The sequence below is a fragment of the Liquorilactobacillus uvarum DSM 19971 genome, assembly GCF_001434935.1.
Taxonomy (GTDB): domain Bacteria; phylum Bacillota; class Bacilli; order Lactobacillales; family Lactobacillaceae; genus Liquorilactobacillus; species Liquorilactobacillus uvarum.
On the sequence record NZ_AZEG01000008.1, the window covers coordinates 24,396 to 47,280 of the forward strand.

At 34.2% G+C, this 22,885-nt stretch carries 25 protein-coding genes and 1 pseudogene; 23 read left to right on the forward strand and 3 right to left on the reverse strand.

Features of this window, described 5'->3' with window-relative positions; translation table 11 throughout:
* Window position 1: 1 nt before the first annotated feature.
* From FD20_RS05390 to FD20_RS13305, 7 genes are all read left to right on the forward strand, one after another.
* A complete protein-coding gene (locus FD20_RS05390; protein WP_057736540.1) occupies window positions 2-1,708 on the forward strand; it encodes an ABC transporter ATP-binding protein in 1,707 nt (568 codons plus the stop codon).
* Window positions 1,705-2,544, forward strand: coding sequence for an energy-coupling factor transporter transmembrane component T family protein (locus FD20_RS05395; protein WP_057736541.1), 840 nt, complete (start codon window positions 1,705-1,707; stop codon window positions 2,542-2,544). Before FD20_RS05390 ends, FD20_RS05395 begins: the two co-directional genes overlap by 4 nt.
* A gap of 310 nt (window positions 2,545-2,854) precedes the next feature.
* Complete coding sequence (locus FD20_RS05400) at window positions 2,855-4,135, forward strand: PTS sugar transporter subunit IIC (protein WP_057736542.1); 1,281 nt, start codon at window positions 2,855-2,857, stop codon at window positions 4,133-4,135.
* Window positions 4,132-5,004 (forward strand): alpha/beta hydrolase, encoded by an 873-nt coding sequence (locus FD20_RS05405; RefSeq protein WP_057736543.1) that lies wholly within the window; start codon window positions 4,132-4,134, stop codon window positions 5,002-5,004. Before FD20_RS05400 ends, FD20_RS05405 begins: the two co-directional genes overlap by 4 nt.
* A 732-nt stretch (window positions 5,005-5,736) precedes the next feature.
* Entirely contained in the window at window positions 5,737-6,630 is an 894-nt protein-coding gene (locus FD20_RS05410; RefSeq protein WP_338040523.1) for an NADP-dependent oxidoreductase, read from the forward strand.
* Window positions 6,631-6,679: 49 nt separating this feature from the next.
* A complete protein-coding gene (locus FD20_RS05415; protein ID WP_057736545.1) occupies window positions 6,680-7,138 on the forward strand; it encodes a GNAT family N-acetyltransferase in 459 nt (152 codons plus the stop codon).
* A 215-nt stretch (window positions 7,139-7,353) separates the two neighbouring features.
* A complete protein-coding gene (locus FD20_RS13305) occupies window positions 7,354-7,491 on the forward strand; it encodes a hypothetical protein (protein WP_157060856.1) in 138 nt (45 codons plus the stop codon).
* A 110-nt stretch (window positions 7,492-7,601) separates the two neighbouring features.
* On the opposite strand, the gene FD20_RS05420 is transcribed toward FD20_RS13305, so the two are convergent.
* A complete protein-coding gene (locus FD20_RS05420; protein ID WP_057736546.1) occupies window positions 7,602-8,177 on the reverse strand; it encodes an NAD(P)H-dependent oxidoreductase in 576 nt (191 codons plus the stop codon).
* A 3-nt stretch (window positions 8,178-8,180) separates the two neighbouring features.
* Window positions 8,181-8,756 (reverse strand): TetR/AcrR family transcriptional regulator, encoded by a 576-nt coding sequence (locus FD20_RS05425; RefSeq protein WP_057736547.1) that lies wholly within the window; start codon window positions 8,754-8,756, stop codon window positions 8,181-8,183.
* Between the two features lie 201 nt (window positions 8,757-8,957).
* Here FD20_RS05425 and FD20_RS05430 point away from each other — a divergent pair, with 201 nt between their 5' ends.
* The 7 genes and pseudogenes from FD20_RS05430 (at window position 8,958) to FD20_RS05460 (ending at window position 15,004) form a co-directional block, all read left to right on the forward strand.
* Window positions 8,958-9,440, forward strand: a complete 483-nt coding sequence (locus FD20_RS05430) for an AAA family ATPase (protein ID WP_057736548.1) — start codon at window positions 8,958-8,960, stop codon at window positions 9,438-9,440.
* A gap of 676 nt (window positions 9,441-10,116) precedes the next feature.
* Window positions 10,117-10,302, forward strand: a complete 186-nt coding sequence (locus tag FD20_RS05435; protein WP_057736549.1) for a hypothetical protein — start codon at window positions 10,117-10,119, stop codon at window positions 10,300-10,302.
* A gap of 24 nt (window positions 10,303-10,326) precedes the next feature.
* Window positions 10,327-10,706 (forward strand): annotated as a pseudogene (locus tag FD20_RS05440) (TIGR02328 family protein).
* A 77-nt stretch (window positions 10,707-10,783) separates the two neighbouring features.
* On the forward strand, window positions 10,784-11,296 hold the full coding sequence (locus tag FD20_RS05445) for a ClbS/DfsB family four-helix bundle protein (protein WP_057736550.1): 513 nt from the start codon (window positions 10,784-10,786) through the stop codon (window positions 11,294-11,296).
* Between the two features lie 231 nt (window positions 11,297-11,527).
* The gene (locus FD20_RS05450; RefSeq protein WP_057736551.1) at window positions 11,528-13,045 is read left to right on the forward strand and encodes an ATP-binding cassette domain-containing protein; all 1,518 of its coding nucleotides are present in this window, start codon (window positions 11,528-11,530) and stop codon (window positions 13,043-13,045) included.
* Between the two features lie 269 nt (window positions 13,046-13,314).
* Window positions 13,315-14,223, forward strand: coding sequence for an ABC transporter ATP-binding protein (locus FD20_RS05455; RefSeq protein ID WP_187327342.1), 909 nt, complete (start codon window positions 13,315-13,317; stop codon window positions 14,221-14,223).
* 4 nt (window positions 14,224-14,227) lie between these two features.
* A complete protein-coding gene (locus FD20_RS05460; protein WP_057736553.1) occupies window positions 14,228-15,004 on the forward strand; it encodes an ABC transporter permease in 777 nt (258 codons plus the stop codon).
* Window positions 15,005-15,089: 85 nt separating this feature from the next.
* On the opposite strand, the gene FD20_RS05465 is transcribed toward FD20_RS05460, so the two are convergent.
* On the reverse strand, window positions 15,090-15,917 hold the full coding sequence (locus tag FD20_RS05465; protein WP_057736645.1) for a glycosyltransferase family 8 protein: 828 nt from the start codon (window positions 15,915-15,917) through the stop codon (window positions 15,090-15,092).
* A 320-nt stretch (window positions 15,918-16,237) separates the two neighbouring features.
* Between FD20_RS05465 and FD20_RS05470 the strand changes: the two genes are divergently transcribed.
* From FD20_RS05470 to FD20_RS05510, 9 genes are all read left to right on the forward strand, one after another.
* Window positions 16,238-16,672, forward strand: coding sequence for a LytTR family DNA-binding domain-containing protein (locus FD20_RS05470; RefSeq protein ID WP_057736554.1), 435 nt, complete (start codon window positions 16,238-16,240; stop codon window positions 16,670-16,672).
* The gene (locus FD20_RS05475; RefSeq protein ID WP_057736555.1) at window positions 16,672-17,130 is read left to right on the forward strand and encodes a DUF3021 domain-containing protein; all 459 of its coding nucleotides are present in this window, start codon (window positions 16,672-16,674) and stop codon (window positions 17,128-17,130) included. The genes FD20_RS05470 and FD20_RS05475 overlap by 1 nt, the downstream gene beginning before the upstream one ends.
* A gap of 154 nt (window positions 17,131-17,284) precedes the next feature.
* The gene (locus FD20_RS05480) at window positions 17,285-17,707 is read left to right on the forward strand and encodes a YjdF family protein (RefSeq protein ID WP_057736556.1); all 423 of its coding nucleotides are present in this window, start codon (window positions 17,285-17,287) and stop codon (window positions 17,705-17,707) included.
* Between the two features lie 111 nt (window positions 17,708-17,818).
* Window positions 17,819-18,457, forward strand: coding sequence for an HAD family hydrolase (locus FD20_RS05485; RefSeq protein ID WP_057736557.1), 639 nt, complete (start codon window positions 17,819-17,821; stop codon window positions 18,455-18,457).
* Between the two features lie 158 nt (window positions 18,458-18,615).
* Window positions 18,616-19,116: a cysteine hydrolase family protein gene (locus FD20_RS05490; protein ID WP_057736558.1), complete on the forward strand. Its 501-nt coding sequence runs from the start codon at window positions 18,616-18,618 to the stop codon at window positions 19,114-19,116.
* Window positions 19,117-19,167: 51 nt separating this feature from the next.
* Entirely contained in the window at window positions 19,168-19,632 is a 465-nt protein-coding gene (locus FD20_RS05495; RefSeq protein WP_057736559.1) for a GNAT family N-acetyltransferase, read from the forward strand.
* Window positions 19,633-19,685: 53 nt separating this feature from the next.
* Complete coding sequence (locus FD20_RS05500) at window positions 19,686-20,471, forward strand: DUF4931 domain-containing protein (RefSeq protein WP_268871941.1); 786 nt, start codon at window positions 19,686-19,688, stop codon at window positions 20,469-20,471.
* A 188-nt stretch (window positions 20,472-20,659) separates the two neighbouring features.
* Entirely contained in the window at window positions 20,660-21,526 is an 867-nt protein-coding gene (locus tag FD20_RS05505; protein ID WP_235807718.1) for a polysaccharide deacetylase family protein, read from the forward strand.
* A 478-nt stretch (window positions 21,527-22,004) separates the two neighbouring features.
* Window positions 22,005-22,865, forward strand: a complete 861-nt coding sequence (locus FD20_RS05510; protein ID WP_057736560.1) for a MetQ/NlpA family ABC transporter substrate-binding protein — start codon at window positions 22,005-22,007, stop codon at window positions 22,863-22,865.
* Window positions 22,866-22,885: the final 20 nt, after the last annotated feature.

The window sequence follows — 22,885 nt, forward strand, 5'->3', positions numbered from 1 at the left end:
TATGACTGAGCCAATTATAAGTTTTAAAAATTTCTCATTTCAATATGAGTCACAGTCAGAAAAAACGTTAGATAATATCAACTTAGATATTTTTCCTGGGGAAAAAGTAATGATTGCTGGGGCGTCTGGCTCTGGTAAATCAACGTTGGGACGTTGTTTGAACGGATTAATTCCGCAGGCTTATCCAGGAAAGATCTCTGGTAAGTGTGTTATCAATGGCAAAGAATTAGTTGAAAGTTCTGTTTTTGACCTGTCATTCGATGTTGGAACTGTTCTTCAAGATCCAGATAGTCAGTTTGTCGGTTTAACGGTTATTGAAGATATTGCTTTTTCACTTGAAAATGACCAGCTTTCACAAGCAAAAATGCGTGAAGTTACACGAAAATGGTCGAAAAAATTGAATTTAGAAAAGCTGATACATCGTTCACCACAGGAACTTTCAGGTGGACAAAAACAGCGCGTTGCAATGGCTGGTGTTTTGATTGATGAAAGCAAAATACTGCTTTTCGATGAACCACTTGCTAGCCTAGATCCAGCTTCAGGAGCTGCGTCAATTGAATTAATAGATCAACTAGCACATAAGCAAAATCTGACCGTTATTATTATTGAACATCGGATTGAGGAAGTCTTAAAAGGTGGAATAGATCGACTTGTTATCATGCGAGATGGAAAAATTGTTGCCAATGATACTCCTCAAAGAATATTGCAGCAATCATTGCTAGAAAAACTTGGTTTGCGTGAACCACTGTACCTAAGTGCCTTGAAGCGTGCAGGAGTTAACTTAGCCGCATGCCAAAATATCGATCAAGTTTCCCAAATTACTGAATCACAGATGAGTCGGAAATTGACTGCTTGGAATGATCACACTCAGTTGAGCAGAAAAGTCAAAAAAAGATCAACTCTTCTAGATCTGAATGAATTGTCCTTTGCATATGAAGATGCCTCTCCAATAATTAAAGATCTGTCTCTTGAAATCAAAAAGGGTGAAATAATCAGTTTAGTTGGTAGAAATGGTGCAGGTAAATCAACTTTGAGCAATTTAATTACTGGTTTTCTCTCACCTTCAGGGGGGTCAATTAAATTTAAGGGCCAAGATCTTCTGAAAATGTCAGTAAAAGAACGAGCTCAGCATATCGGTTATATTTTACAGGATCCCAACCAAATGATATCCAAAACCATGATTTACGATGAGGTAGCCTCTGGACTTCGGTTGCGCGGACTTTTGGAAGATAAGATTAAGGAACGCGTTGAAAAAATCTTACGTGTCTGTGGACTGTATGAAATGCGGCATTGGCCAGTTTCTGCTTTGAGTTTTGGTCAGAAAAAGCGTGTGACAATCGCAGCTATACTGGTACTTAAACCAGAGATGCTGATTTTAGATGAACCAACTGCTGGTCAAGATTTAAAACATTACACCGAGATAATGACATTTATTGAAAAAATACAGTGGGAAAATGATTTGACAATTATTTTGATAACACATGATATGCATTTAATGCTTGAATATACGCAGCGAACCGTTGTTTTAAATCAAGGAAAAATTCTGCTCGATGCTGAACCAGCAGCTGTTTTGACTGATGACGAAACAATCAAGAAGGCTTATCTTGTTCGAACCAGTCTTTTTGATTTAGCAGAACGTTATAAGTTACCATCGGCAACGGATTTTGTAGCTAAGTTTATCCAAACTGAAAGAGAGGGGCGAGTATGAACAGTCATTTTTTAATCGGCTATAACGATAAAGATACGTTCTTGCATCGTCTAAGCGGAAGTACTAAACTCATTGGCTTTATAGCATTTTCAATAATTGGGATGATAACTTATGATACACGTTTCCTTTTAGGAATACTTACCTTTTCCTTGATTTTATTCAAGTTGTCTAAAATCAGTATTACAGAAGTCTCATTTGTTATAAAAATTATTATAGCTTTTGCGGCGTTAAATTTGCTGATGGTGTATGTTTTTGCACCTGGTTATGGGATGACTATTTATGGAACGCAGCACATGCTATGGCGGAGCCCTGAAAACTATTTTAACTTGTCATGGGAAGAGCTTTTTTATATTTTTAATCTTTTTTTGAAATATACATTCGCAGTTCCGCTGGCATTGATTTTTCTGATGACCACAAATCCTAGCGAGTTTGCAGCCAGTTTGAATAAAATTGGGATTCCATATAAAACAAGTTATGCTGTGGAGATTGCTTTGAGATATATTCCAAACGTTCAACGCGACTATCGAACGATTAGCCTGGCTCAACAAGCAAGGGGCTATGAGATTTCTAAAAAGGCTAAATTTTGGCCACGTATTATTGGAAATGCACAGATTCTTTTACCTCTTATTTTTACCAGCCTAGATCGCATTGAAGTTGTTAGTCAGGCGATGGAATTACGACGTTTTGGACAAGGTAAAAGAAGAACATGGTATATGGAAAAACAATTTGGAAAAGCTGATTATTCATCACTAATTGTTATTTTCTTGATTGTTTTAGCTGGTGTAGCACTTTTCAATGTGAATGGCGGACGTTTCTGGAACCCTTTTAAACACTAGAATTAATACGGATAAACAGCTATTGTGGAACTATCGCAGTAGCTGTTTTTATATGTTGAAATCGGTTTGAAAACGATAAATTTTTAGAACAAAAATCCGAGGTTTAATTAAGTACAATATTTTTGATGTCGCATTTTACAATTAATACAGGCATATCATAATTCTTTTATCTTCTGTGAGGAGTCATTGAAGCATATAAGCTAGTTTTTATGGTCTCCTTAAGCTTATTAAAAATAAGAAAAATCAACAGAGACGAAACCTGTTGAGAGTGGTACAATCAACTCAGTTGAGAGATAAAGAGGGTCAATTAATGATGACTAATAGAATGATTACATATTTATATAAGCTGCAGCATAAGCAGCAAAGATGGCCATGGTTTAGAAGCTGTTATTTTGGTTTAAAAAGAGTGTCTCCATTGTTATTGATAGGAATTTTAATTCAATGTTTGACACTATCTTTTTTTCAACCACATGGTTTTTTTTATGAGATATACCATCTCGATAAAATACAGTGGGTGTCAGAAGCAAATGGTATTACCCATTTACTAAGCTGTGTGTTTTTTGATGTTGCATTATTGTTACTTTGTGTGCTTGTTGCATGGTATCGTGGGTATTTATTTAATAAAAAAGAAGCTGTTCCTGGCGCAGTGGTTGCGCTTATCTTGCTTTTTTTTATAAATTTTCATGTGAGACGCACACTTGGGGACGGTGCAGGTCAAGTCAATTTAAGTGGAAATATTCCATTTATTGAAATGTTAGTAATTGGTTTGATTGGTGCATATTTTTATCATATAACAAAAAAGTACTTGCATCTTAAGTCTGTTTGGTCGTTTTCAGCGGCAACTATCGTTTTGGGTAGTCTCATAAAAGGCGTGGAACGTTTACTTAGCATGAACTTTTTTTCGAGCCTTTCAGCTCCTGTTTTTGCTGGGATAAGCAGTTTGCTCAATGATGATCAGCATCAGATTCTGGGTATTATTCTAAGAGAAATCGGACGCAATTTATTTGTGTGGTTAGGTTTTATCAGTCCTGATCAGATTTTGGTTGCACACACAGATAACGATTTGACCAGAGCCAATCTCTCTGCTGCCTTAATAAAGGACAATTTGGAAGGATTGCCTCATCCGCTTAACATATACAGTTTAAGTGATTCTTTTGCAGTTTTAGGAGGTTATGGTCAAATATTGGCTTTATTATTACTTTTTTTGTTGTTTTCACGCTATCGTACACATCGAATCAATGCATGGAAAAATTTATTCCCTGTTTTTTTGAATGTTAATATTGGCTTTTTAGCAGAGGTTCCTTTGTTTTTTAACATAGTTCTAATTATTCCTTTTATTTTTGTTCCAGTTATAAGTATTTTATTAGGGGCTTTGGCAATAAAAATTGGTTTAATCTCTCCCTCCGTTTATCAAGTACCATTAAATACGCCGACCGTTCTGAATGCTTTTATGGGGACAAATGGGCATTGGAATTCTTTAATATTTACTTTAACGATACTTCTTATTAGCATGTTGATGTACTATCCCTTTTTTAAGGCTTTAGAGATGCCAGCTTTTTCTTTGACAAAAACAAGGGAGGAGCAAAGATGAAAAAGAAATTTTTATCGAGTTCATTAAGTATATTAATACTCGTTATTATTGGAATGACAATTGCTGTTGGTGTGCCGGCTTACTTTTGGACCAAGACGCATGTTACTAAGGAACGTGTTCAAAATCGTTCCAAGTTGTATCCGGTGATTTTAGTACCTGGTTCAAGTGCAACAGAAAATCGATTTGATGGTTTGATTAGCAAACTAAACACTGGCAATAAAAAACAAAGTTTGTTAAAAATCACGGTTAAAACGAATAATCAACTGCGGATTAGCGGACGGATTTTTCCTCGTGACACCAGACCTTTCATTGTCATCGCTTTTGAGAACAATCATGATGGGTATCAAAATATTCAAAGACAAGCCAAGTGGATGTCAGTTGCAATGACCTATTTAACTAAAAAATATCAATTCAATCATTTCTCCGGTATTGGGCATTCAAATGGAGGGCTGATTTACACACTTTACTTAGAAAAATACATGGATCAAAACCAACTTTTATTAGATAGGTTAATGACAATTGGTACACCCTATAATTTTTCAGAAACAAATATGAATCAGCGTACCAATATTTTAAAGGAATTAATTGCAGGAAAAGAAAAACTACCTCGCAATTTAACAGTTTATTCAATTGATGGCACAACAAACTACACGACAGACGGAATTGTTCCTTCTACGAGTGTTAGTACCGGCAAGTATATTTTTCAAAATCAAGTAGCGCAATATACAAAAATAACTGTCACGGGAAAAGATTCCCAACACTCTGATTTACCGCAAAATAGAGAAATTATTCAGTTAATAAATGAAAATATTTTGCAAACTGGAAATGGTGCGACTTCAAATATAACACAAAACGCGACTCCTCAGTAAAACACTAATTAAAGTTAAGTTTAATTTTTGGAATTTTAATTTGGACTAGATCATAGTTAATTTACTGTTTTTATTCAGAAGCCAAAGTAATAGTAAGCTTAGACAAGCTTTATTTTAGCTGAGAAACAGCAATGGGCAAAAAGTAAATTTGTCATTGAAATAGTGCAAAAGTTTGGAATTAACAGGGATTTCAAAGAATGTATTAGTAACTGACTTGAAATAAATAAGGTCTAAGGCAATTAGTCATTTGCCTTGGGCCTTGTTTGTTAGCAGTAGAACTATTATTTAATTTTCTTTTTAAAAAGAGCTTTATTGATCTTTTAGGTATCGTAATTAAGCAGAATAATAATTATTAGCCCAACAGCAAGGTAGATACCGCTAAAAATCAGGCATAACTTCTATATTAAAATTAATATGATCAACAGCGATGTTGTCTTTATATTGTTTAGTTAGTCTTTTGGTTTGAAGCATTGTCATTTTTAATCTGCTTTTTTTGTTTTTGATATTTTTATTTTAGCTGAAACTTTTAATAATGGGGCTAAAAGAAGTAAGTGGTCTGTATTTCAGTATGAGTAGTTCGTATTTGCAGATAGGAAAAATGTATATCTTCCCATTCTGAGAGGTTAAATTTGGCTAAGATTGAAAAGTAACTATGCTATAATCAAGCAAGAAGCGGGTTAACGGAAAAATATCAAACTGGAAGGGACGGATAATAGAATGTATGCCGTACAGATGAAAAACTATGGGGATGTTAGTGTTCTTGTCGATGCTCAAGTACCTCTCCCAGAGCTAAAGCCAAAACAGGTCTTGGTCAAACAACATGCTGTTGCGATTGATCCTTATGACGTAGGGTTTCGAGCAGGAGTAAAGGGACGTGAAAAGGAGACGCCATTAATTGCGGGTTCTTCTGTTGCGGGAGAAATAGTCAAATTGGGAACAGAAGTTACTGAATTTCAAGTAGGTCAGCGTGTAGCCGCTAGTCCGCATCTCAGAAGTTATGCAGAATATGTTGCTGTCGGGCAATCTCAATTAGCATTAATACCGCAAAGTGTCACTTACAAGCAGGCGGCTGCCTGTGCATTAGGGGTACAAACGGCATATCAGATTGTTTATGATCATTTGAAGTTAGCTGGGACCGCTCGCGTACTGATCCACGGCGGTGCTGGTAGTGTTGGGTTTGCAGCCATTCAATTTGTCCGTCAGCATAAAGTAGCAGAGATTTATACGACCGCGAGCGGTTTGGGGGCAGATTTTTTAAGAAATTTTGATGATCGATTACATGTAATTGATTATCGTAGTGAAGATTTTAGTAGAATTGTGCCGAAAATGGATAAAATAATTGATACGATCGGTGGACAAAACTTAACAGATTCGCTCAAGGTTTTAAAAAAAGATGGGAATTTGATTTCAACGGTTTCCGATGATGTTGATCCACGAGTGCAGTTTTTCTTTTTAAAATCAAATGGTAAAAAGTTAGAAGTAATACTTAAACAGATTGCTGCTGGAGCTTTTTACGTAAAAATTGCTGAAACTGTTCCATTTAATGCTGCTAATCTGCGAAAGCTTCATCAAGCCAAGCATGTTGTTGGCAAACTAGTCTTAAGTTTTGAAAAGGATAATGATTAAGGCAATTTTTGCACATTTGACAATTTTATATACGGTAGGGGGGAAACTAATGAAGCTTGAAAAAATGTCAGCGAAAGATTATGAGAAATACATTATGGGGACTATTAAGGAGTATGCCGCTGAGAAGGAGGCTGCCGGGGCGTGGGGCGCTGGAGAAGCTTTGCGGTTGGCAAAAGAAGAATATCAGCGACTGCTTCCGGATGATTTAAAAACGAAGGGAAACTATTTTTATACATTCAGTGATACACAGAAAACAATTGGTTATCTATGGTTTGCCAAAAATCCGGTGCAGGAAGATGACGCTTTTATTTATGATTTTGCAATTGACTCGGAATTTCAAAATAGAGGTTTTGGCACACAAGCAATGGCAAAAATTTTTGTAGAGGCAAGAAATTTAGGTTTTAAAAAAATTGGATTGCACGTTTTTGGTAGCAATCAGCGAGCAATTCATGTTTATCAAAAACTTGGTTTTATCACAACCGATATCACAATGCGTCGTGAGTTATAGTCGGCAGAGAATGTATATTATTCCTCAATTTGAGTTAAAAATAGCATTAACATTTTTGTGAGCAATAATGACATTAATTTAATGTGAATTTTGTGCATTAGAGACTAAAAACATGAGTTAGTTAAATATAAAACTTACTGTCAAAGTTTTGTCATTGCTGATCATTTTGCTGATGCGGGGTTATTTAGCGTGCCCCTTTTAGTGATAGCAATCAGATGGCAGATGAACTGGCGGCATTAATCGTTAATGGGAAATTCCGTGTGTTTGCAAAGTTTTTGAAATTGTTAGTGTTTTTGACCAATCATTTAATTCAGCACCGTGATTTAGGTGATAGCGATATCAAAATAATTTAAGTATTAAGATACCGTCTCATAATAGTTGGACTTTCTATAGTCTGACTAAGAAGCGGTATCTTTATGTCTAAGTATAATTTGAGATTTAAGCTAGTATAAATTTAGGAAGATCATATCTGACCGGCAATGTTTTTAAGGTAAGCTGTTAGTTGTTTTGTGGATTTAGAATCAATTCCGCCCAAATTTTGCCAAGAAGTTTTCTTAATACCAAGCTGTTTGAGTGTGGTTTTAACAAAAGCTTTATTAATAGCATTTCCGCAAAAAAGTTTCAGATACCAAGTTGGCGAAGTAGATGTCGTAAAAACCTTTGCAGTTTTTATATTGGTTAACTGACCAGAAATACCAGTTTTTGTTGGTAAGTACGCAAATTTCTTTTTCATTATTTTATCAATAAATCCTTTCAGCATACCGGGAATACCATTCCACCAGATCGGACTTACAAAAATAAGCCGATCCGCTTTTTTTAACATTTCTTGATAGCGCAAAACTTGCGGATCAAGTGTTTTTCCAGAACTAAAAAGAGCGAGTTCCTCTGAAGTGTAGACAGGGCTAAAGTGATCAGCATACAAATCTATTACTTGATAATCAACATTTCTTCTATTTAATTCAGCTATAATTGATTCTAAAATAGCATGATTAAAACTTTTGGCATAAGGATGACAGTAAATAATTAATGCTTGTTCCATATTTTATATCCCTTTCTTGGTTAGCAGACTGCTTAGTGTATCAGCTAAAAGAGCAGTATTAAATTTTGTGACACCGTTTCTTACTAACAACATATAGCCCTGAAGAAATGCCCAAACTTTGATAAATGTTTCATCTGAGTCTAGGCCAAGTGATTCTTGGCTAATTATGTCATCTATCAATTTGTGGACAGATTTCAAGAGGGGAAACGAATCTTGCAGTCCACGGTCTTGTGTATAAATAGATTGTGCGACAGGATTAAAAAACAAGAAGTTGACAAGATTGTTTTTTGTATTGAAAAGTTTGAAAACATTTTCCCCTAAAAGTAAAAGTTTTTCGCGAGGAGTATAATTTCCATTGCTTTTTTGACTAATAATTTCTGTAAGAGATGTTGACAGTTCTAGCATTAATGACACAAACAACGCATTTTTATTTGCAAAGTTTCTATAAAATGCACCAGTGGTCAAGTTACAATTAGTTGCGAGTTTGCGCAGAGATAGTTTTTCATATCCATTCTCATCAATTTCCCTAAGCGCCGTCTTTAAAATTTTTCTTTTTGTTTGTTCTTTTTTGTTGGACAAAATCAGACCCCCCAGCAATTATGATAACAGTGTTATCATAATTAAGCAAGAACGTTACAAAATTATGGTAGAGATAAAATTACTTCTGGTGTATACAAAGGTTTGTCAAAACATTATCTCAAGAGCAACTATCGCAAAAATTTTTACGAGAATCAAAAGGTATAATAAGTTAATTAATAACAAAACAAAGAGGGACTACTTATGCAAAAAATAATTTTATTGCGAGGCAATTCAGGTTCAGGAAAAACATCAACAGCGCAAGCTTTAAAAAAATTGCTTTCCCCAAATGCCTTATTATTGAGTCAAGATGTTTTGAGAAGACAGATGCTTTCTGAACCAGATCATGTCAAAAATAAATCAATTTCTTTGCTTGAAGATACTATTAGCTGGGGGGCAAAGAATGTTAATTACATTATTGTGGAGGGAATATTCAAGAAAAGTGTCTATTTAAATTTATTGCTAGCACTCAAAGAAAGATACGCTGCTAAAATGTTGATTTTTTATTTTGATGTTTCATTTAATGAAACATTAAGGAGAAATCGATTAAAGATTGCGCCTTTTCCAGAGGAAATGTTGCTGGAGTGGTGGCAAAACAAAGATTTTTTAAAAAATGAAGATTATATTTTTACAGATCAAGAGAATTTAAAGCAAAGGACGTCAATAATCGAGAGCTTTTTAAATTGAAGCAGAACATAGCGATGAAATCGCTTATGATTTAAGTGTGCTAGGGAGCATCTAGAAAAAGATCATTCAACTATTTGAGAAGTGCTTATAAGTGTTTAAATAATATAAGTACCAAGATTCTGGATTGATGAACCTTTACATTGGAATGAGTATCAAAGTGCAGAAAAGCAATGCGAGAATAAATGAAGCTGCAGTGACAATAGATTGACAGTGTTGGGCAGCATTTTTAGATAGCAACTTGAACATAATTTACGGTATTATGGCATCCAAGTTATTTGCCAAAAGGACAAAGCTATGTTCTTTTTTACTGAAGATGAAAAGGATGCATCTGTTGTTGAAAAAAATTTTTAATGTTGAAAGATGCAGATCTTTTTGATATCGTTAAAAGCATTGTCTTAGTCAAAATACTCTTCTTGACGATTGGAACAGATGTTAAAAAGACCAATAGAGAGTTTAACTGAAGTTTTTTGAAAGACTGTATGATATTTACGCCTAAGATCGGTTAAGATTCAAAAAAAACATATGTGAATTAAGCTCAAGTGTGATTCTTCGACAAATAATACTTAAAATGATTACAATATGGTTAAGTATGATAAATTTACTACATACAGAATTTTTCATTAGTACAATTAAGGCATAATAGAATATATAATTACTCAATGAAGGGATTAAACATATGAAGTTAACTACTTGGTGGATTATTAGTGTTATTTGGTTGTTGTTTTTTGCAATCGCAACAGTATTTGTTGTTTTACTAGGATCTGCGGCAGATTTCAGGTTAATGTCGTTTGTCGTACTCAGTATTGTATTTATGATTATTTTACTGCTCCAGTTGTTTTTGCTCTTTTTTTTGAAAAAATAATTTTTGAAGGGGATTTTTCAGACTATGCGTTTATGGCATCAAAAATTGATTTCTAAGCTCCCGCGTCAGCAATTATTAGGACAGCACCGTGAAATAGCTGCTTTACGTGGAAATGGTTGGGGTCGTCCACATGCAACTGTTAATTATGTTTTTAAATATTCACCTTATAAATTATACCAATTTCATATGCTGGTTTTAGAGAGATGAAGAATCGCGGTTATCATCCAGCTGAAGAATGGAAAGAAGCTACTTATCGCGGGTTAAATTGTGCAGCTTATAGAGAAATTTCACCTATTGAATTGAGTACACCAATTTATCCTGAACATAATGATGAGTATTTACATGAATGTCTGCACAATTTGAAAGCTAAGGGAATAACGTTTGACGAAAGTGAATTTTATTAACGGCTATTGTCTGAAAGACAAACACGAAGGCGTGGAACAACTAAATTAAGTTTATTTTCTATTTATAAGGAGAAAAAATGAGAAATTATACTTCTAGCAGTGAACTAGTCGATGCTATTAACTTAAGCTATAAAAAATTTATTCAAGAATTCGCTGAAGTTCCAGAAACTTTGAAGAACAAACGAATAGACCTCGTAGATAAAACTCCGGCCGAAATGTTAGCTTATCAAATTGAATGGCTGACATTGCTTTTATCCTGGGACAGTCAAGAACGTGCCGGAATTAATGTACAGACTCCGACACCTGAATATAAATGGAATGAATTGGGTAAATTATATCAGGATTTCTATCGGCAATATGTTGATTTGACTCTTAAAGAACAAATAGTCAAACTAAGTAAATTAGTTGCACAGCTCTCTGAATGGGTAAAGAATTTGGATGAAAAGGAGTTATTTGAGGCTGGTCAGAAGAAATGGGCTACGACAAAGGCAATGTGGCCAGTTTGGAAATGGGTTCACATTAACTCGGTTGCGCCATTTACAAATTTTAGACCCAAAATCCGTAAATGGAAGAAAAATGTATTGGTCTAACTTGCTTCACGTCGCTTAATACGTTAAAATTCAAGTATCTTAAGAAAGAACGGGGTACTGTGCCGATGCGCATCTAATTGATTCTCAGCTATTAAGACAATTTTTATAGTAATTGTTTTTGGTGAGATCAATCGGTGTGGCAACGGTTCAAGTACGAATCGGTGTCTCTATTTAATGAGACATTTTTTTTGCGATCGATTAATTCTCGCCTGATATTAAGGGGGAATTTCGATGACGTTAATATTACTTAATGCATTAGAAAAAAAGGTTCAAGGAGAGTTGCTTTTTAGAGCAGCTCACCTAAAAGCTGGTGCAGGTGAACGTGTAGGAATTATTGGACGTAATGGAAGTGGTAAATCAACGCTTGCAAAAATAATTGCAGGTGAAGACACTGCGTATACCGGTAACTTAGTTGTGCAAGGTGATCTGCAGTATGTACCGCAGATTGCGATTTCAGATAATAGTTTAAGTGGAGGACAGGTTGAAATTGCCGCACTGCGAACTGCAATTGCCAAAAACCCAGCTATTCTGGTTCTTGATGAACCGACAGCTAATCTCGATGAAGGTCATCAAAATTGGCTTTGTAAGTGTCTGTTGAAATATCACGGCTTGCTGCTGGTCATTTCCCATGATCGCAACCTATTAACTCAAATTGCATCATGCATTTGGGAAATAAAAGATAAATGTTGCAGCGAATTTAGGGGTAGTTATGAAAATTATGTGGTAAAAAGTGAGAAGAATTATCAGCAACAGACTAATCTTTATCGTTATCAGATTAAGAAACAAAAAGAAATTGCAGCTGCTGTCCAACGTAAAAAGCAAAAAGCTGCTAGTGTACGCAAAGGTAAAAAGATGGGCAGGTTTGAAAGAAAAGATACAAAAAACCTGCGAGAAACTACAGCAGCCAGAATGGAAAAAAATGCACATAAAATGTTGAAACAAAGTCAGCGGGCAAATAACGTTGAAAAGCCCCAAGCGCAATTTGAAGTGAAAGTTTTGATGGCTAGTTTACCAGCGTTTAAAGGGAAAACTGTAGTGGATGCTGATAGAATGATGCTGACGCATAATAAAGAAAAACTATTAGAGCAAACGTCCTTTAAAGTCAAACCAGGTGAAAAGATAGCGTTAACTGGTCCGAATGGAAGTGGCAAATCAACTTTGCTAAATGCTATTTTTAATCATGAAAAAAATATTTTTGTCTCGAAAGATGCTAAAATTGGCATTTTTAAACAAAACTTAATAACACTACCATTGCAAGAAAATATTGCAGATTTTGTCAGGAGAAAGACGGTACTGGATATACAATTTGTTCGAAGGTTTATGGGGGCTTTGGGACTGCCAGAAAAGTATTGGGATAAAAAAATTGGTTCACTAAGCGGTGGTGAATTATGCAAATTGCAATTAGTAATTGTGTTGACTAGTGAGAAGAATTTCCTGCTTCTGGATGAACCGACAAATTTTCTAGATGTAGTGGCCCTCCATGCATTAGAAGAGTTTTTAATGCGTTATCCAGGCACTCTTATCTTTGTTTCGCATGATAAATCATTTTGCAGCCATATTGCGACGCGTACGCTTAGCATCTATAAACACCATTTGGTCGACTTTGCCAAGGAGGAGGTAGACCCTGTTCCGAAAACTGATCTACCCTTATTAAGGTTAGAATATGATCGAGCTCTTCTTGATCCTAAAGTTAATATCTCACAATTAAGAACAATGTCGCAAAAAATAAAATCTTTGGAAAAAAATTAAATCCATGAATTTAGTGGGATAAACTAATAAAAAGCCACTAGGAAAAAGAGTTTTAGCATAAATAATCAACTTGACTTTAATCGTTTTTTTCAATAACATGGAAAAAGATTAAAGTGAATTAATTTATAAAAAGGTCGGTAATCAATTTGCTGGTAGCTGTTTTTATAGAATTACTTAATCGTCAATAATATGTTAACTGATGGATAAACATAATAATCTTTATTATTGGTACGTTATTCATTTCTGCATAGATAAAAGGAGAATTAATTATGGACGACATTTTAACTGTCAAAAATCTGAATAAGTCTTTTGGCAAAAATAAAGTGTTAAAAGATGTTTCTTTTAACGTTCAACCAGGAAAAGTTGTGGGTTTGGTTGGTCCTAACGGTGCCGGGAAAACGACAATCATGAAAGCAGTTCTTGGCTTGTTTGATTTCCAGGGCGGAAGTATTTTAATCAATGGTAAAGGTGTTTCAATTACGAAACATCAAGCCTTGAGTGAAGTCGGGGCTCTTATTGAATATCCGGGAATTTATCCTTTCTTAACGGGAATGCAACATTTGGAGCTTTTTGCAGATGATACATCGACCGATAAAGCAGACATTCAAAATGTAATTGATGAATTAAATATTGGATCATATATCAATCGAAAAGCAAAAGCGTATTCCTTGGGAATGAAGCAAAAACTTGGAATTGCTTTAGCACTTTTAAACAATCCAAAATTCGTGATTCTTGATGAACCAATGAACGGTCTTGATCCTAAAGCTACAAAAGAATTGCGTAACTTAATTCTTGACTTAGCTAAAAAGGGAACGACTTTCTTAATATCAAGCCATATTTTGAGTGAATTGGAAAAATTGGTTGATGAAATTGTGGTCATTGATAATGGAAAAATAATCAAACAAACTAGTATGGAAGATCTAAGTGATTCAAATGGGAATTATCTGGTGCTGACAACCACTAATGATACTAAGGCACGTGAAATTCTAAGTGCCGAAGGAGTTACTTTGGAAAAATCAGATAAATTGAAAATCAAGAAAACAAGTGATGATCAATTAGCTGGTCTTATTCAATTGATGAGCAGCCATAATATCAATATTGTTGATGTGCAGCATGAACAAAATGATCTGGAAACGTCATTGCTGGATCTTTTGGATAATGATCAGGTAAAGGAGTAATAGAATGGTAACATTAATAAGACAAGAACTTTTTAAATTGATGCACAAGAAAAGTACCATTATTGGAACAATCGCTTTGTTGTTATTGATGACAATATTCGCTGTTTTTAGTAAGTTACAGCCTAGTTTTTCAGACCCTAAAGGGGAATTTATTGCTGCCTACGGCGGAACATCTTGGGTTGTATTTTTTATGATTGCAGCCTGCAGCACCATTGTTGCAATGGAATTTCAATATGGAACCATCAAGGAACTGCTTTACCGCAAATATTATCGTGGTGAAATTTTGGCAAGTAAATGGATTACGATGTTTATTTATTCGTTATATTTTTATGTGTTATCATTTATTTTCTCTGTCATTTTAAAAATGGTGCTTTTTAACTCGAAATTTAGTTTTAGTGACATTTATACAAATGATCAATCTGTTATGCATGTAACTTTAGTAACTTACGCGGGTAGTTTTGTTGGGTTATGGTTATTATTGAGTTTAGTTTTACTGCTGGCCAATGTGTTTAAAAGTTCAGCAGCTGCAATTTCAGTCGGAATTGTCGGTTATTTTGCAACCAGTATTGCTTCCAGTTTAATGTTTATGTTGATCAATAAGTGGGAATGGCTAAAGTGGAATCCGCTGAATATGCTTAACCTTTCAGACCAATTAAGCAACTCGACTGTAATAGGAACTCTGACACGTTTGTCGAATACAGAACTTGTCTGGGGGAACTTGGTTTATACAGGTATCTTCCTTTTCTTAGGATATTTGGTTTTCCGTAGACGTAATGTTTAATTTTTTTAGTGTTTCGTATTAGATGACAAAGTACAAAACTCTCAGATATAAACTCGATACGAGTTCATATCTGAGAGTTTTTAGTTTAATCAATTTTGGCAGCAGTTAACTTTGACAAATGAGCATAGTGTTTATACAGTGCTGCAAATTTACCTTTACCATTTTTTTCCCATGGTTTTTCTTTACCACAAAAATGTAGAAAAATAGTATTGTTAATTACCCAATCTAGATCCCAAGTTCCATTGCTAATCATTTCATATGTCAAATTTTTTCTGGCATCGAAATTATAAACTTGATCTGGCAGAGACAAGATTTGATCACCGAATAAAGAGTTCAAAATATCCTGATCTGGGAGAAGCAGTGTAGCTCTTTTTTCACGAATAAAGTCATAAATAATCTTGTGGTTTATTATATGTCTTGCTTGCACAACGTTAATTAGTAAAACACCTGAATTATAGTACTGTTCAGTATCGTAATTTTGAAGACGTACTTTATTAACGACAGTCGTTAAGTTAGTTAATTGTGAATGACTTGCTGCTGCGTAAAGGTAACTATTGAGCTTTAAGTCATAAAGGGATGAGATATCATTAATGCATAGAATATCAGCATCCAAGTATAAAATTTTTTCAACATCTTTGGGGAGATAGTCTTGAGCCAATAATCTGTAGTAAATTGTTTCAGGATAACGTTTTGTAACTGGAGCATATTTAAAATCATTTGCACCAATAATGAGTGGTTTATAACACATATTTAGTGCAGAACAAAATTTTTTAAATTCATTTTCCCAGTCGAATTTCTTTTTTTGGAGTACAAAAACCCTAAAAAAAGTATTGGGTGTATTGTTTCTAAGAGAAAATAAAGTTGTTTTTAATTGTTCAAAATAATTATCGTCAATTGAAAATAAAAGGTTAATAGTTTTCAAATGTATTCTTCCTTATTTTTCTATAGTTTGTTTATTCAATTTGAATAGTCCTTCTATCAGTTATTTTAACATATTGAAAAAACTGTTGTTTGTTTAAAAATTTTATCGATTATGGTGAAAAACTTGAAATTTTAAATAGCAAGTTGATAATGTACTGGCCATTCAAGATTGTTCAGTTAAAAGATAAGATGCTGCCAGTTAAACATTACTTTTTACCATTGATCTTTAAATTGAACCGATTGTCATTTTGACAAGTATTAATTGACTCGGGCTTGTATACTTAGTTCAGAAACAAGAAGGGGGACAGATAGATGCGTGTAAATTTTTATATTGATCCAGAGCACAAAGAACATGTTGATTTTTTTCTAAAGAAAATCGAGCCTTGGCATCAGAAAATAGCTGCTAATTTACAGCAAGATACAACGTTTATATGGGGATACAGAGAAGAAACTGCTGCACCGTTAGAATTCAAAAAAATAATTCGTTTTTTCACAGAAGATAAATATGTTTTTTGCAGTGCCACAGATCAAGGTAGTTTCAAGGTCAAAAAGAGGATCTATCAACTGGCAAAAGAATTACCTGATCAATTTATTCAAGTTTCAAGCAGCGAAATAGTTAATTTTAATTTTGTAGACCATCTCGAGATGAGTTCAGCAGGAGCGATCATAATACGATTAATTAACGATGAGACTGCCTTAGTTTCACGCAGATTCGTAAAAGAATTGAAAAGGAGATTGAAATTATAATGAATAGAAAAATGTTAAAAACTGCCATTTCAGGGATTCCGATCGGTATCACAATCGGATTATTAATTTCGCTTTTTTTCTCATATGCATACGGACTTGAAAACTACTTTCCTTCTGCACCGCGCTTCATAGAAAGTTTTGAAAGACCGTTAAATGCCTTAGCAATTTCCATTATTTTGTGGGCGTTGATCGGAATTTTATTTTCAGTTTCATCCCTAATCTTTGAAAAAGAAAATTGGAGTATTACACGTCAAACAATAACCCATTTCTTAGTTACTTTCGGTGGCTTTACGCCGTTGGCAATTTTGTCCGGTTGGTTTCCGCTTCAATGGGGAGTGTTCTTTTTCTTCACGATTATTTTTATAATTATATATATAATCATGTGGTTAGTTAGCATGATAAGTGCACGGCGTGATATTGAAAAAATTAACAGAAATCTCAAAAAAAGAAGTTCATAAGCTGAGATTGAAACAGTATGTTATACTTATCTTGGATAGTAAAAACACTGTCTGGTTGGTAGTCCAGACGCTAAATTTGGAACGTAAATATTAGTCAGTAACCTGCCTCCTTGGTTGTCCTTCTATCTGCAATTAAAAGGAGGGACAACTTTTTATGTTAACCATAAGAGGAAGTTTAACAATTATTTATGAACCACCATTTTATAAAGGTATCTTTGAAGAAGAAACACAGTGTTCTTATCGAGTTGCACAGTTCAATTTTGGAACTTCGGTACCAAAAACGAGGCTTGTGTATCTTTACTTGTTAGATCACTACAGTGAATTAACGTTTTATGAGCAGAAGCAAAAGACTAAACTTTGTCTTAAACACGCAAATCCCAAAAGATTGCAGCGGCTAGCACGCAAAAATGTAGGAGCTGATTTCAAAGGTACTAAAGCACAACAGGCATTGCAAAAACAACATCAAAGCTGTAAGAGAAGTGGCAAGAAACAGCGTAATTTAGTTAAAAAAAATAAAAAACAGTTTCAGTATGAACAAAGAAAAAATAAACGACTGCAAAAACACAAGGGACACTAAATTAAGAACTAGGGTTTGTTGAAGCTAGCATTATTATGAAAATAAGTACCTGATTGCGGGCAGATAATACATTAGTCCGCAATTTTTTTATAATTTAGTAGGAGTGAAATAATGAAAAATTATATTTTTGATTTCGATGGTACATTAGCTAATTCTGGCAAAACTGCAATTTTAGCTACCCAAGCGGCATTCAAAGATTTTGATTTGCCACTTCCCGCAGCGGCTGATATAGAATATTACATGGGTGTTCCAATTGAAGTTTCGTTTAAAAAAATGACAGACAAAGAATTTACAAGTGCACAGTTTGCTGAACTAATCAGTTTATTTCGCGTGCATTACAAAGCATTTGAGTCTGAGAACTTGGTACTATTTCCGGAAATGGAGCATGTTTTGGAAAAAATGTCTGTGGCAAATAAAAGTATGTTCGTTCTTTCAAGCAAACATTCTGTAGCTTTGAACCGAAATTTGGAACAATTGAATGTTTTGCAACATTTTCAGGCAGTTTGCGGTTCAGATCAGGTAAAAAAATATAAACCAGCACCTGACGGAATCTTGCATATTTTAGAAGCAAATAACTTGAAAAAAAATGAAACAATCATGATTGGGGATGCAATCTATGACTTACAGATGGGAAGAACTGCAGGTGTATTTACTTGCGGTGTGACATGGGGAGCACATGCTAGTTCACTGCTTGAAAAAGAAAAACCAGACTATTTAGTTGATAAAGTCATAGATTTACTGAAAATATAACCGTACTTTGAGAAAAACGATACGTAAGATCCAAGTCTAGTCTCTAGCTAGAAGTTTATATCACTGCTCTTTTTTGTTTAGAAAAACAGTGATTAAACCGTTTTTTTGCTAACAACAAACTATTATATTGTAGACAAATAGGATGGAGGAATTTGTATATGCAAGATGATGCTTTATTGGTGATAGATCTTCAAAATGGTGTGTGCCGCAAAAATGAGATAGATGTTGATCATTTTGAAGATTTGATTGTAAAAGTTTCAAATCGTATAAAAAGTTATGCTGATAGCAGTAAACCTGTAATTATCGTCCAACATGAAGACAAAGAATTGGTGAAAGGTTCTGTCCAGTGGCAGCTTGTTTCTAAGCTTAAACTGACTGGTAAAGTTTATTTTATAGCAAAAGAACATGCTAACAGTTTTTTCCACACAGATTTAAAGAAATTGCTGGCACAATTAAATGTTCAACAGATCGAACTTTGCGGAGCACAGACTGAGTATTGTATTGATGCAACTGTTAAATTTGCACATGGGTTAGGTTACAAGGTTCTAATGTGCCACGGACTAACGACAACGTGGGATAACCAATTCATGACTGCGCAGCAAACAATCAGTTTTTATGAAAACATTTGGAACGAGCGCTTTCTTCAATTTATTGATTAGTTTTTTCGATCAAAAGAGCAATTTTTTACTTAGGATAAGAGGACCAGAGATATGAAAAAAGAGTTGCAATTCAAGGAAATAAATAAACTTACTGAAGAACATTATCAGTTACTGCTGGATGCAGATCCTTCACGGAAGATGCTTATGAATTATACAAAAAGGAGCATTTGCATTGAAGCAAGGCAAGAAGAAGTTTTTTCAGGGGTCATGCTCCTGTTGCCTACAAGGCCTGAGACAATTGAAATTATAAATATTGCAGTTGTCAAACAGTTTCGTAATCACGGAATAGGTCAAAGGCTGCTTAAATGTGCACAAAATTGGGCTAAGCAAAAGGGCTATAGAGTTATTGAAATTGGAACTGGCAGCACAAGCTTTGGGCAGTTGTACTTATACCAAAAAAATGGATTCAGAATTTGTGGAATAGATAAAAATTTTTTTGTAGAACATTATGAACGGCCAATCTTTGAGAATAAATTACGTTTAAGAGATATGATCCGGTTAAGGCTGTATCTTTGAGCTAAAAGAAAAAGATATGTAGAACATCATTTTTAAAGAGAAGAGGAATTGGATTGTCACGAGACTGTCAACTTGTGTTTCACCCTCAAATCGCATCTAAAAAACCTGAAAATATGGTACATACAAATAACGATTGTCCATTTTGTCAGCGTGAACTGTTAACTGATATCATTGAAGAAGAACAAGATCGTATTTGGTTGGTAAATAAATATAGAACCTTGGAGGAGACTTACCAAACTGTCGTTATTGAAACAGCAGAACATAATGGTGATATTACAACATATACAGATGTACAAAACAGGGCAGTTTTTAAATTTGCTTTGAAAGCCTGGGAAAAAACTATCGATTCAGAAAAATTTAAAAGTGTTCTAATGTACAAAAATTTTGGACCTTATTCTGGTGGAAGTTTGCGTCATCCACATATGCAAATTGTTGGATTGAACAAAATTGATGCTTACAGGAATATTCCAAAAGAAAGTTTTACTGGAAAAGTTTTTTATAAGAGGCATGGCTTAAAAATAAATATTTCCGATTATCCGATTGCGGGTTTTACTGAATTTAACGTTATTTTGTCTAACTCGGATAGCTCTGAAATATTCGCAGATGCAGTTCAGACAGTTGCTAAATATGTATTAAATGATTATTTTAATGGGAAATGTACATCCTATAATCTTTTCTTTTATCATGTTGAAGATCGAATTGTGGCAAAAGTTGTTCCTAGATTTATGGTTTCACCTTACTTTGTAGGTTTTAAGATTCCGCAAGTTAATGATTGCAAACGTATTAGCCAAATTGGGAAAGAATTGGCTGATAAATTATTATTTGAAATGGAGAGGTAAGCAAAATAAGACCATTTTCTAAATCAATAATTACTAATTCTTTCAACTACTTAAGACAATTTTTAAACTGTTGTTGAAAGAACTTTTTCATGTAATTGTATCCAAATTAGATTGGTTTAATTTTATGTATTTTTTTACGGCATTACTGTTAAAATAAACTAAGTAAAGATTTTGAGGAGCTGACTTATTTGAAGTTAAATAGAATTTGGCAAATGATTGCAAAAAGTGTTGTAGTAGTTTGCCTGTTAATTTTGGCAGGTTGTACAGCACAAAGCAAAACGCGAGTCAAGGACAGCAAAGTAAAAACGCGTGAGAGCTTGAAAACTAAAAAACTTAGCGTTAATAAAAAAAATGCAAAAAAGAGAACTGTCACAAAATGGATTCACTATAAGAAAAAATGTCAAATTCCAATCCTAATGTATCATAGTATTTCATCCGGTAACGCTCTACGAGTTCCACCAAAACAGTTTGAAGAGGAAATGACATATCTAAAAGCAAATCATTATTACACATTAACCACTGCGGAAGCGATCAAGGCTTTTGAAACTAACTCGTTGCCTCAAAAAAAAGTTGTTTGGATAACCTTAGATGATGCATACAAGGATAATTATACGGCTGCATTTCCTATTTTGGAAAAGTATCATCTGCATGCAACTATCAACTACATAACCGGTTTTAGTCAGAAATCGAATCATTTAACAGTGGGTGAAGCAAAAAAAATGCAACATAGTGGACTGATTGATTTTCAAAGTCATACAGTTCAACATTTGGATTTAAATGAACTCTCGACAGACGTTCAAATGCAAGAGTTGGCAAATTCTAAAAAATGGCTTGACAGTAATTTAAAACAAAAGACACAGATGATCTGTTATCCAGCTGGGCGTTATAATCAAACAACAATCAAATTAGCAAATCATCTCGGATATAAAATCGGTTTGACTACAAATGAGGGATTAGCCTGCTTAGATCAAGGCTGGTATTCACTCTCGCGAGTTCGAATAGCTCCGGGAATAAATCTTCAAACATTTGATCAGCTATTGAAAAATGGTCACTAAAATAGAAAAGAATAAGTTGAAGACAATAAAGTTAACTAATTAGATGATATATAATTGTTTGACAAATTAAAATTTTATTGTTATATTTTCACTAATGTGTGATGAGTACATTTTAATTCTTCTGAAGAGAGCTGGAGTTGGGTGAGATTCAGCGGAGAGTCAATATGGAATATGGTCACGTAAACGTTGAAAAAACGAGCAATATTTTTGTGAGTTTTTTCCAGGTACGCCTGTTAAAGCGTAAAGGTATATTTCTATTTGAGCAAAGTGCTGTGTGCTTAAACAAAGAGAGTACCTATTGAGTGACGATTGGTAACGATCGTCAAAACCATCGGGTGGTAACGCGATTATTCGTCCCGCAGTCTTTTAATTGACTGCGGTTTTTTTATTAGCAGAATGTTATGAACATTGTGCTAAAAGATAAGTAGTTAGGAAGTACCATCACATCAAGTAGTGTATTACAGGAGGAATGGAAGAAATGAGAAAAAGCAGGATTATATTAACTTTGGTCGGTCTTGTCATAGTCGCAGTTGGCGTTATTACACTTACAGTCCAAAATAATGGTACAAAAAATGCAGATACAATAACTATTGGATCGATTGGTTCTGATGTCCAGATTTGGAAACATATTGCATCTTTACCTGAAACAAAAAAAGAGCATTTGAACATTAAAGTAAAATCTTTTACAGATGGAATTTCTTTAAATACAGCAACTGCTGAAAATAAGATCGATGTTAATGCCTTTCAATCATATGCATATTATATTGCATTTAACAAAAGCAGTAAGGTAGGCAAATTAGCGGATTTAGGAACAACTTATCTTGAACCGATGGGAATTTATTCAAACAAGTACAAAACAGTAAAAAGCATCCCCGATGGTTCAACAATCGCCTTGGCTGACAATCCGGCTAATACTGCTCGCGGACTTAAATTACTAGAAAAAGCAGGTTTAATTAAGTTGAAGTCTAGTTTTGGAAGTCTTTCGGGTACTAGTGCAATTGCGGATAATCCGCATCATTTTAAATTTGAGGAGATTGATGATACGACTGGTCCACGAATTATGAAAGATAATTCAATTGCAGCAGTTCTGATTGGAAACACAATCGCGCTTGAAGGAAAATTAAATGTTTTAAAGGACTCGATCTATCATGAGGAGGTCAACCAGTCTACTAAAGAAAATATTAATATTTTAGCAACAGCAGATAAAAATAAAAACAATAAAAAATTCAAAAAACTTTTAAAGATATACCATAGTGATAAGGTTCAAAAATATATCAAAGAAAAATTTGACGGAACTAAAATTCAGGTTCAAAAGCCACTCTCGTATTTTAATGACTAGATATTTTGATATAGCAACGC

Bases quoted from the DNA above. Each gene is read 5' to 3' on its own strand.
- FD20_RS05390 (WP_057736540.1), top strand. From the start codon at position 2: ATGACTGAGCCAATTATAAGTTTTAAAAATTTCTCATTTCAATATGAG.
- FD20_RS05395 (WP_057736541.1), top strand. From the start codon at position 1,705: ATGAACAGTCATTTTTTAATCGGCTATAACGATAAAGATACGTTCTTG.
- FD20_RS05400 (WP_057736542.1), top strand. From the start codon at position 2,855: ATGATGACTAATAGAATGATTACATATTTATATAAGCTGCAGCATAAG.
- FD20_RS05405 (WP_057736543.1), top strand. From the start codon at position 4,132: ATGAAAAAGAAATTTTTATCGAGTTCATTAAGTATATTAATACTCGTT.
- FD20_RS05410 (WP_338040523.1), top strand. From the start codon at position 5,737: ATGAAAAACTATGGGGATGTTAGTGTTCTTGTCGATGCTCAAGTACCT.
- FD20_RS05415 (WP_057736545.1), top strand. From the start codon at position 6,680: ATGAAGCTTGAAAAAATGTCAGCGAAAGATTATGAGAAATACATTATG.
- FD20_RS13305 (WP_157060856.1), top strand. From the start codon at position 7,354: ATGGCAGATGAACTGGCGGCATTAATCGTTAATGGGAAATTCCGTGTG.
- FD20_RS05420 (WP_057736546.1), bottom strand. From the start codon at position 8,177: ATGGAACAAGCATTAATTATTTACTGTCATCCTTATGCCAAAAGTTTT.
- FD20_RS05430 (WP_057736548.1), top strand. From the start codon at position 8,958: ATGCAAAAAATAATTTTATTGCGAGGCAATTCAGGTTCAGGAAAAACA.
- FD20_RS05435 (WP_057736549.1), top strand. From the start codon at position 10,117: ATGAAGTTAACTACTTGGTGGATTATTAGTGTTATTTGGTTGTTGTTT.
- FD20_RS05445 (WP_057736550.1), top strand. From the start codon at position 10,784: ATGAGAAATTATACTTCTAGCAGTGAACTAGTCGATGCTATTAACTTA.
- FD20_RS05450 (WP_057736551.1), top strand. From the start codon at position 11,528: ATGACGTTAATATTACTTAATGCATTAGAAAAAAAGGTTCAAGGAGAG.
- FD20_RS05455 (WP_187327342.1), top strand. From the start codon at position 13,315: ATGGACGACATTTTAACTGTCAAAAATCTGAATAAGTCTTTTGGCAAA.
- FD20_RS05460 (WP_057736553.1), top strand. From the start codon at position 14,228: ATGGTAACATTAATAAGACAAGAACTTTTTAAATTGATGCACAAGAAA.
- FD20_RS05470 (WP_057736554.1), top strand. From the start codon at position 16,238: ATGCGTGTAAATTTTTATATTGATCCAGAGCACAAAGAACATGTTGAT.
- FD20_RS05475 (WP_057736555.1), top strand. From the start codon at position 16,672: ATGAATAGAAAAATGTTAAAAACTGCCATTTCAGGGATTCCGATCGGT.
- FD20_RS05480 (WP_057736556.1), top strand. From the start codon at position 17,285: ATGTTAACCATAAGAGGAAGTTTAACAATTATTTATGAACCACCATTT.
- FD20_RS05485 (WP_057736557.1), top strand. From the start codon at position 17,819: ATGAAAAATTATATTTTTGATTTCGATGGTACATTAGCTAATTCTGGC.
- FD20_RS05490 (WP_057736558.1), top strand. From the start codon at position 18,616: ATGCAAGATGATGCTTTATTGGTGATAGATCTTCAAAATGGTGTGTGC.
- FD20_RS05495 (WP_057736559.1), top strand. From the start codon at position 19,168: ATGAAAAAAGAGTTGCAATTCAAGGAAATAAATAAACTTACTGAAGAA.
- FD20_RS05510 (WP_057736560.1), top strand. From the start codon at position 22,005: ATGAGAAAAAGCAGGATTATATTAACTTTGGTCGGTCTTGTCATAGTC.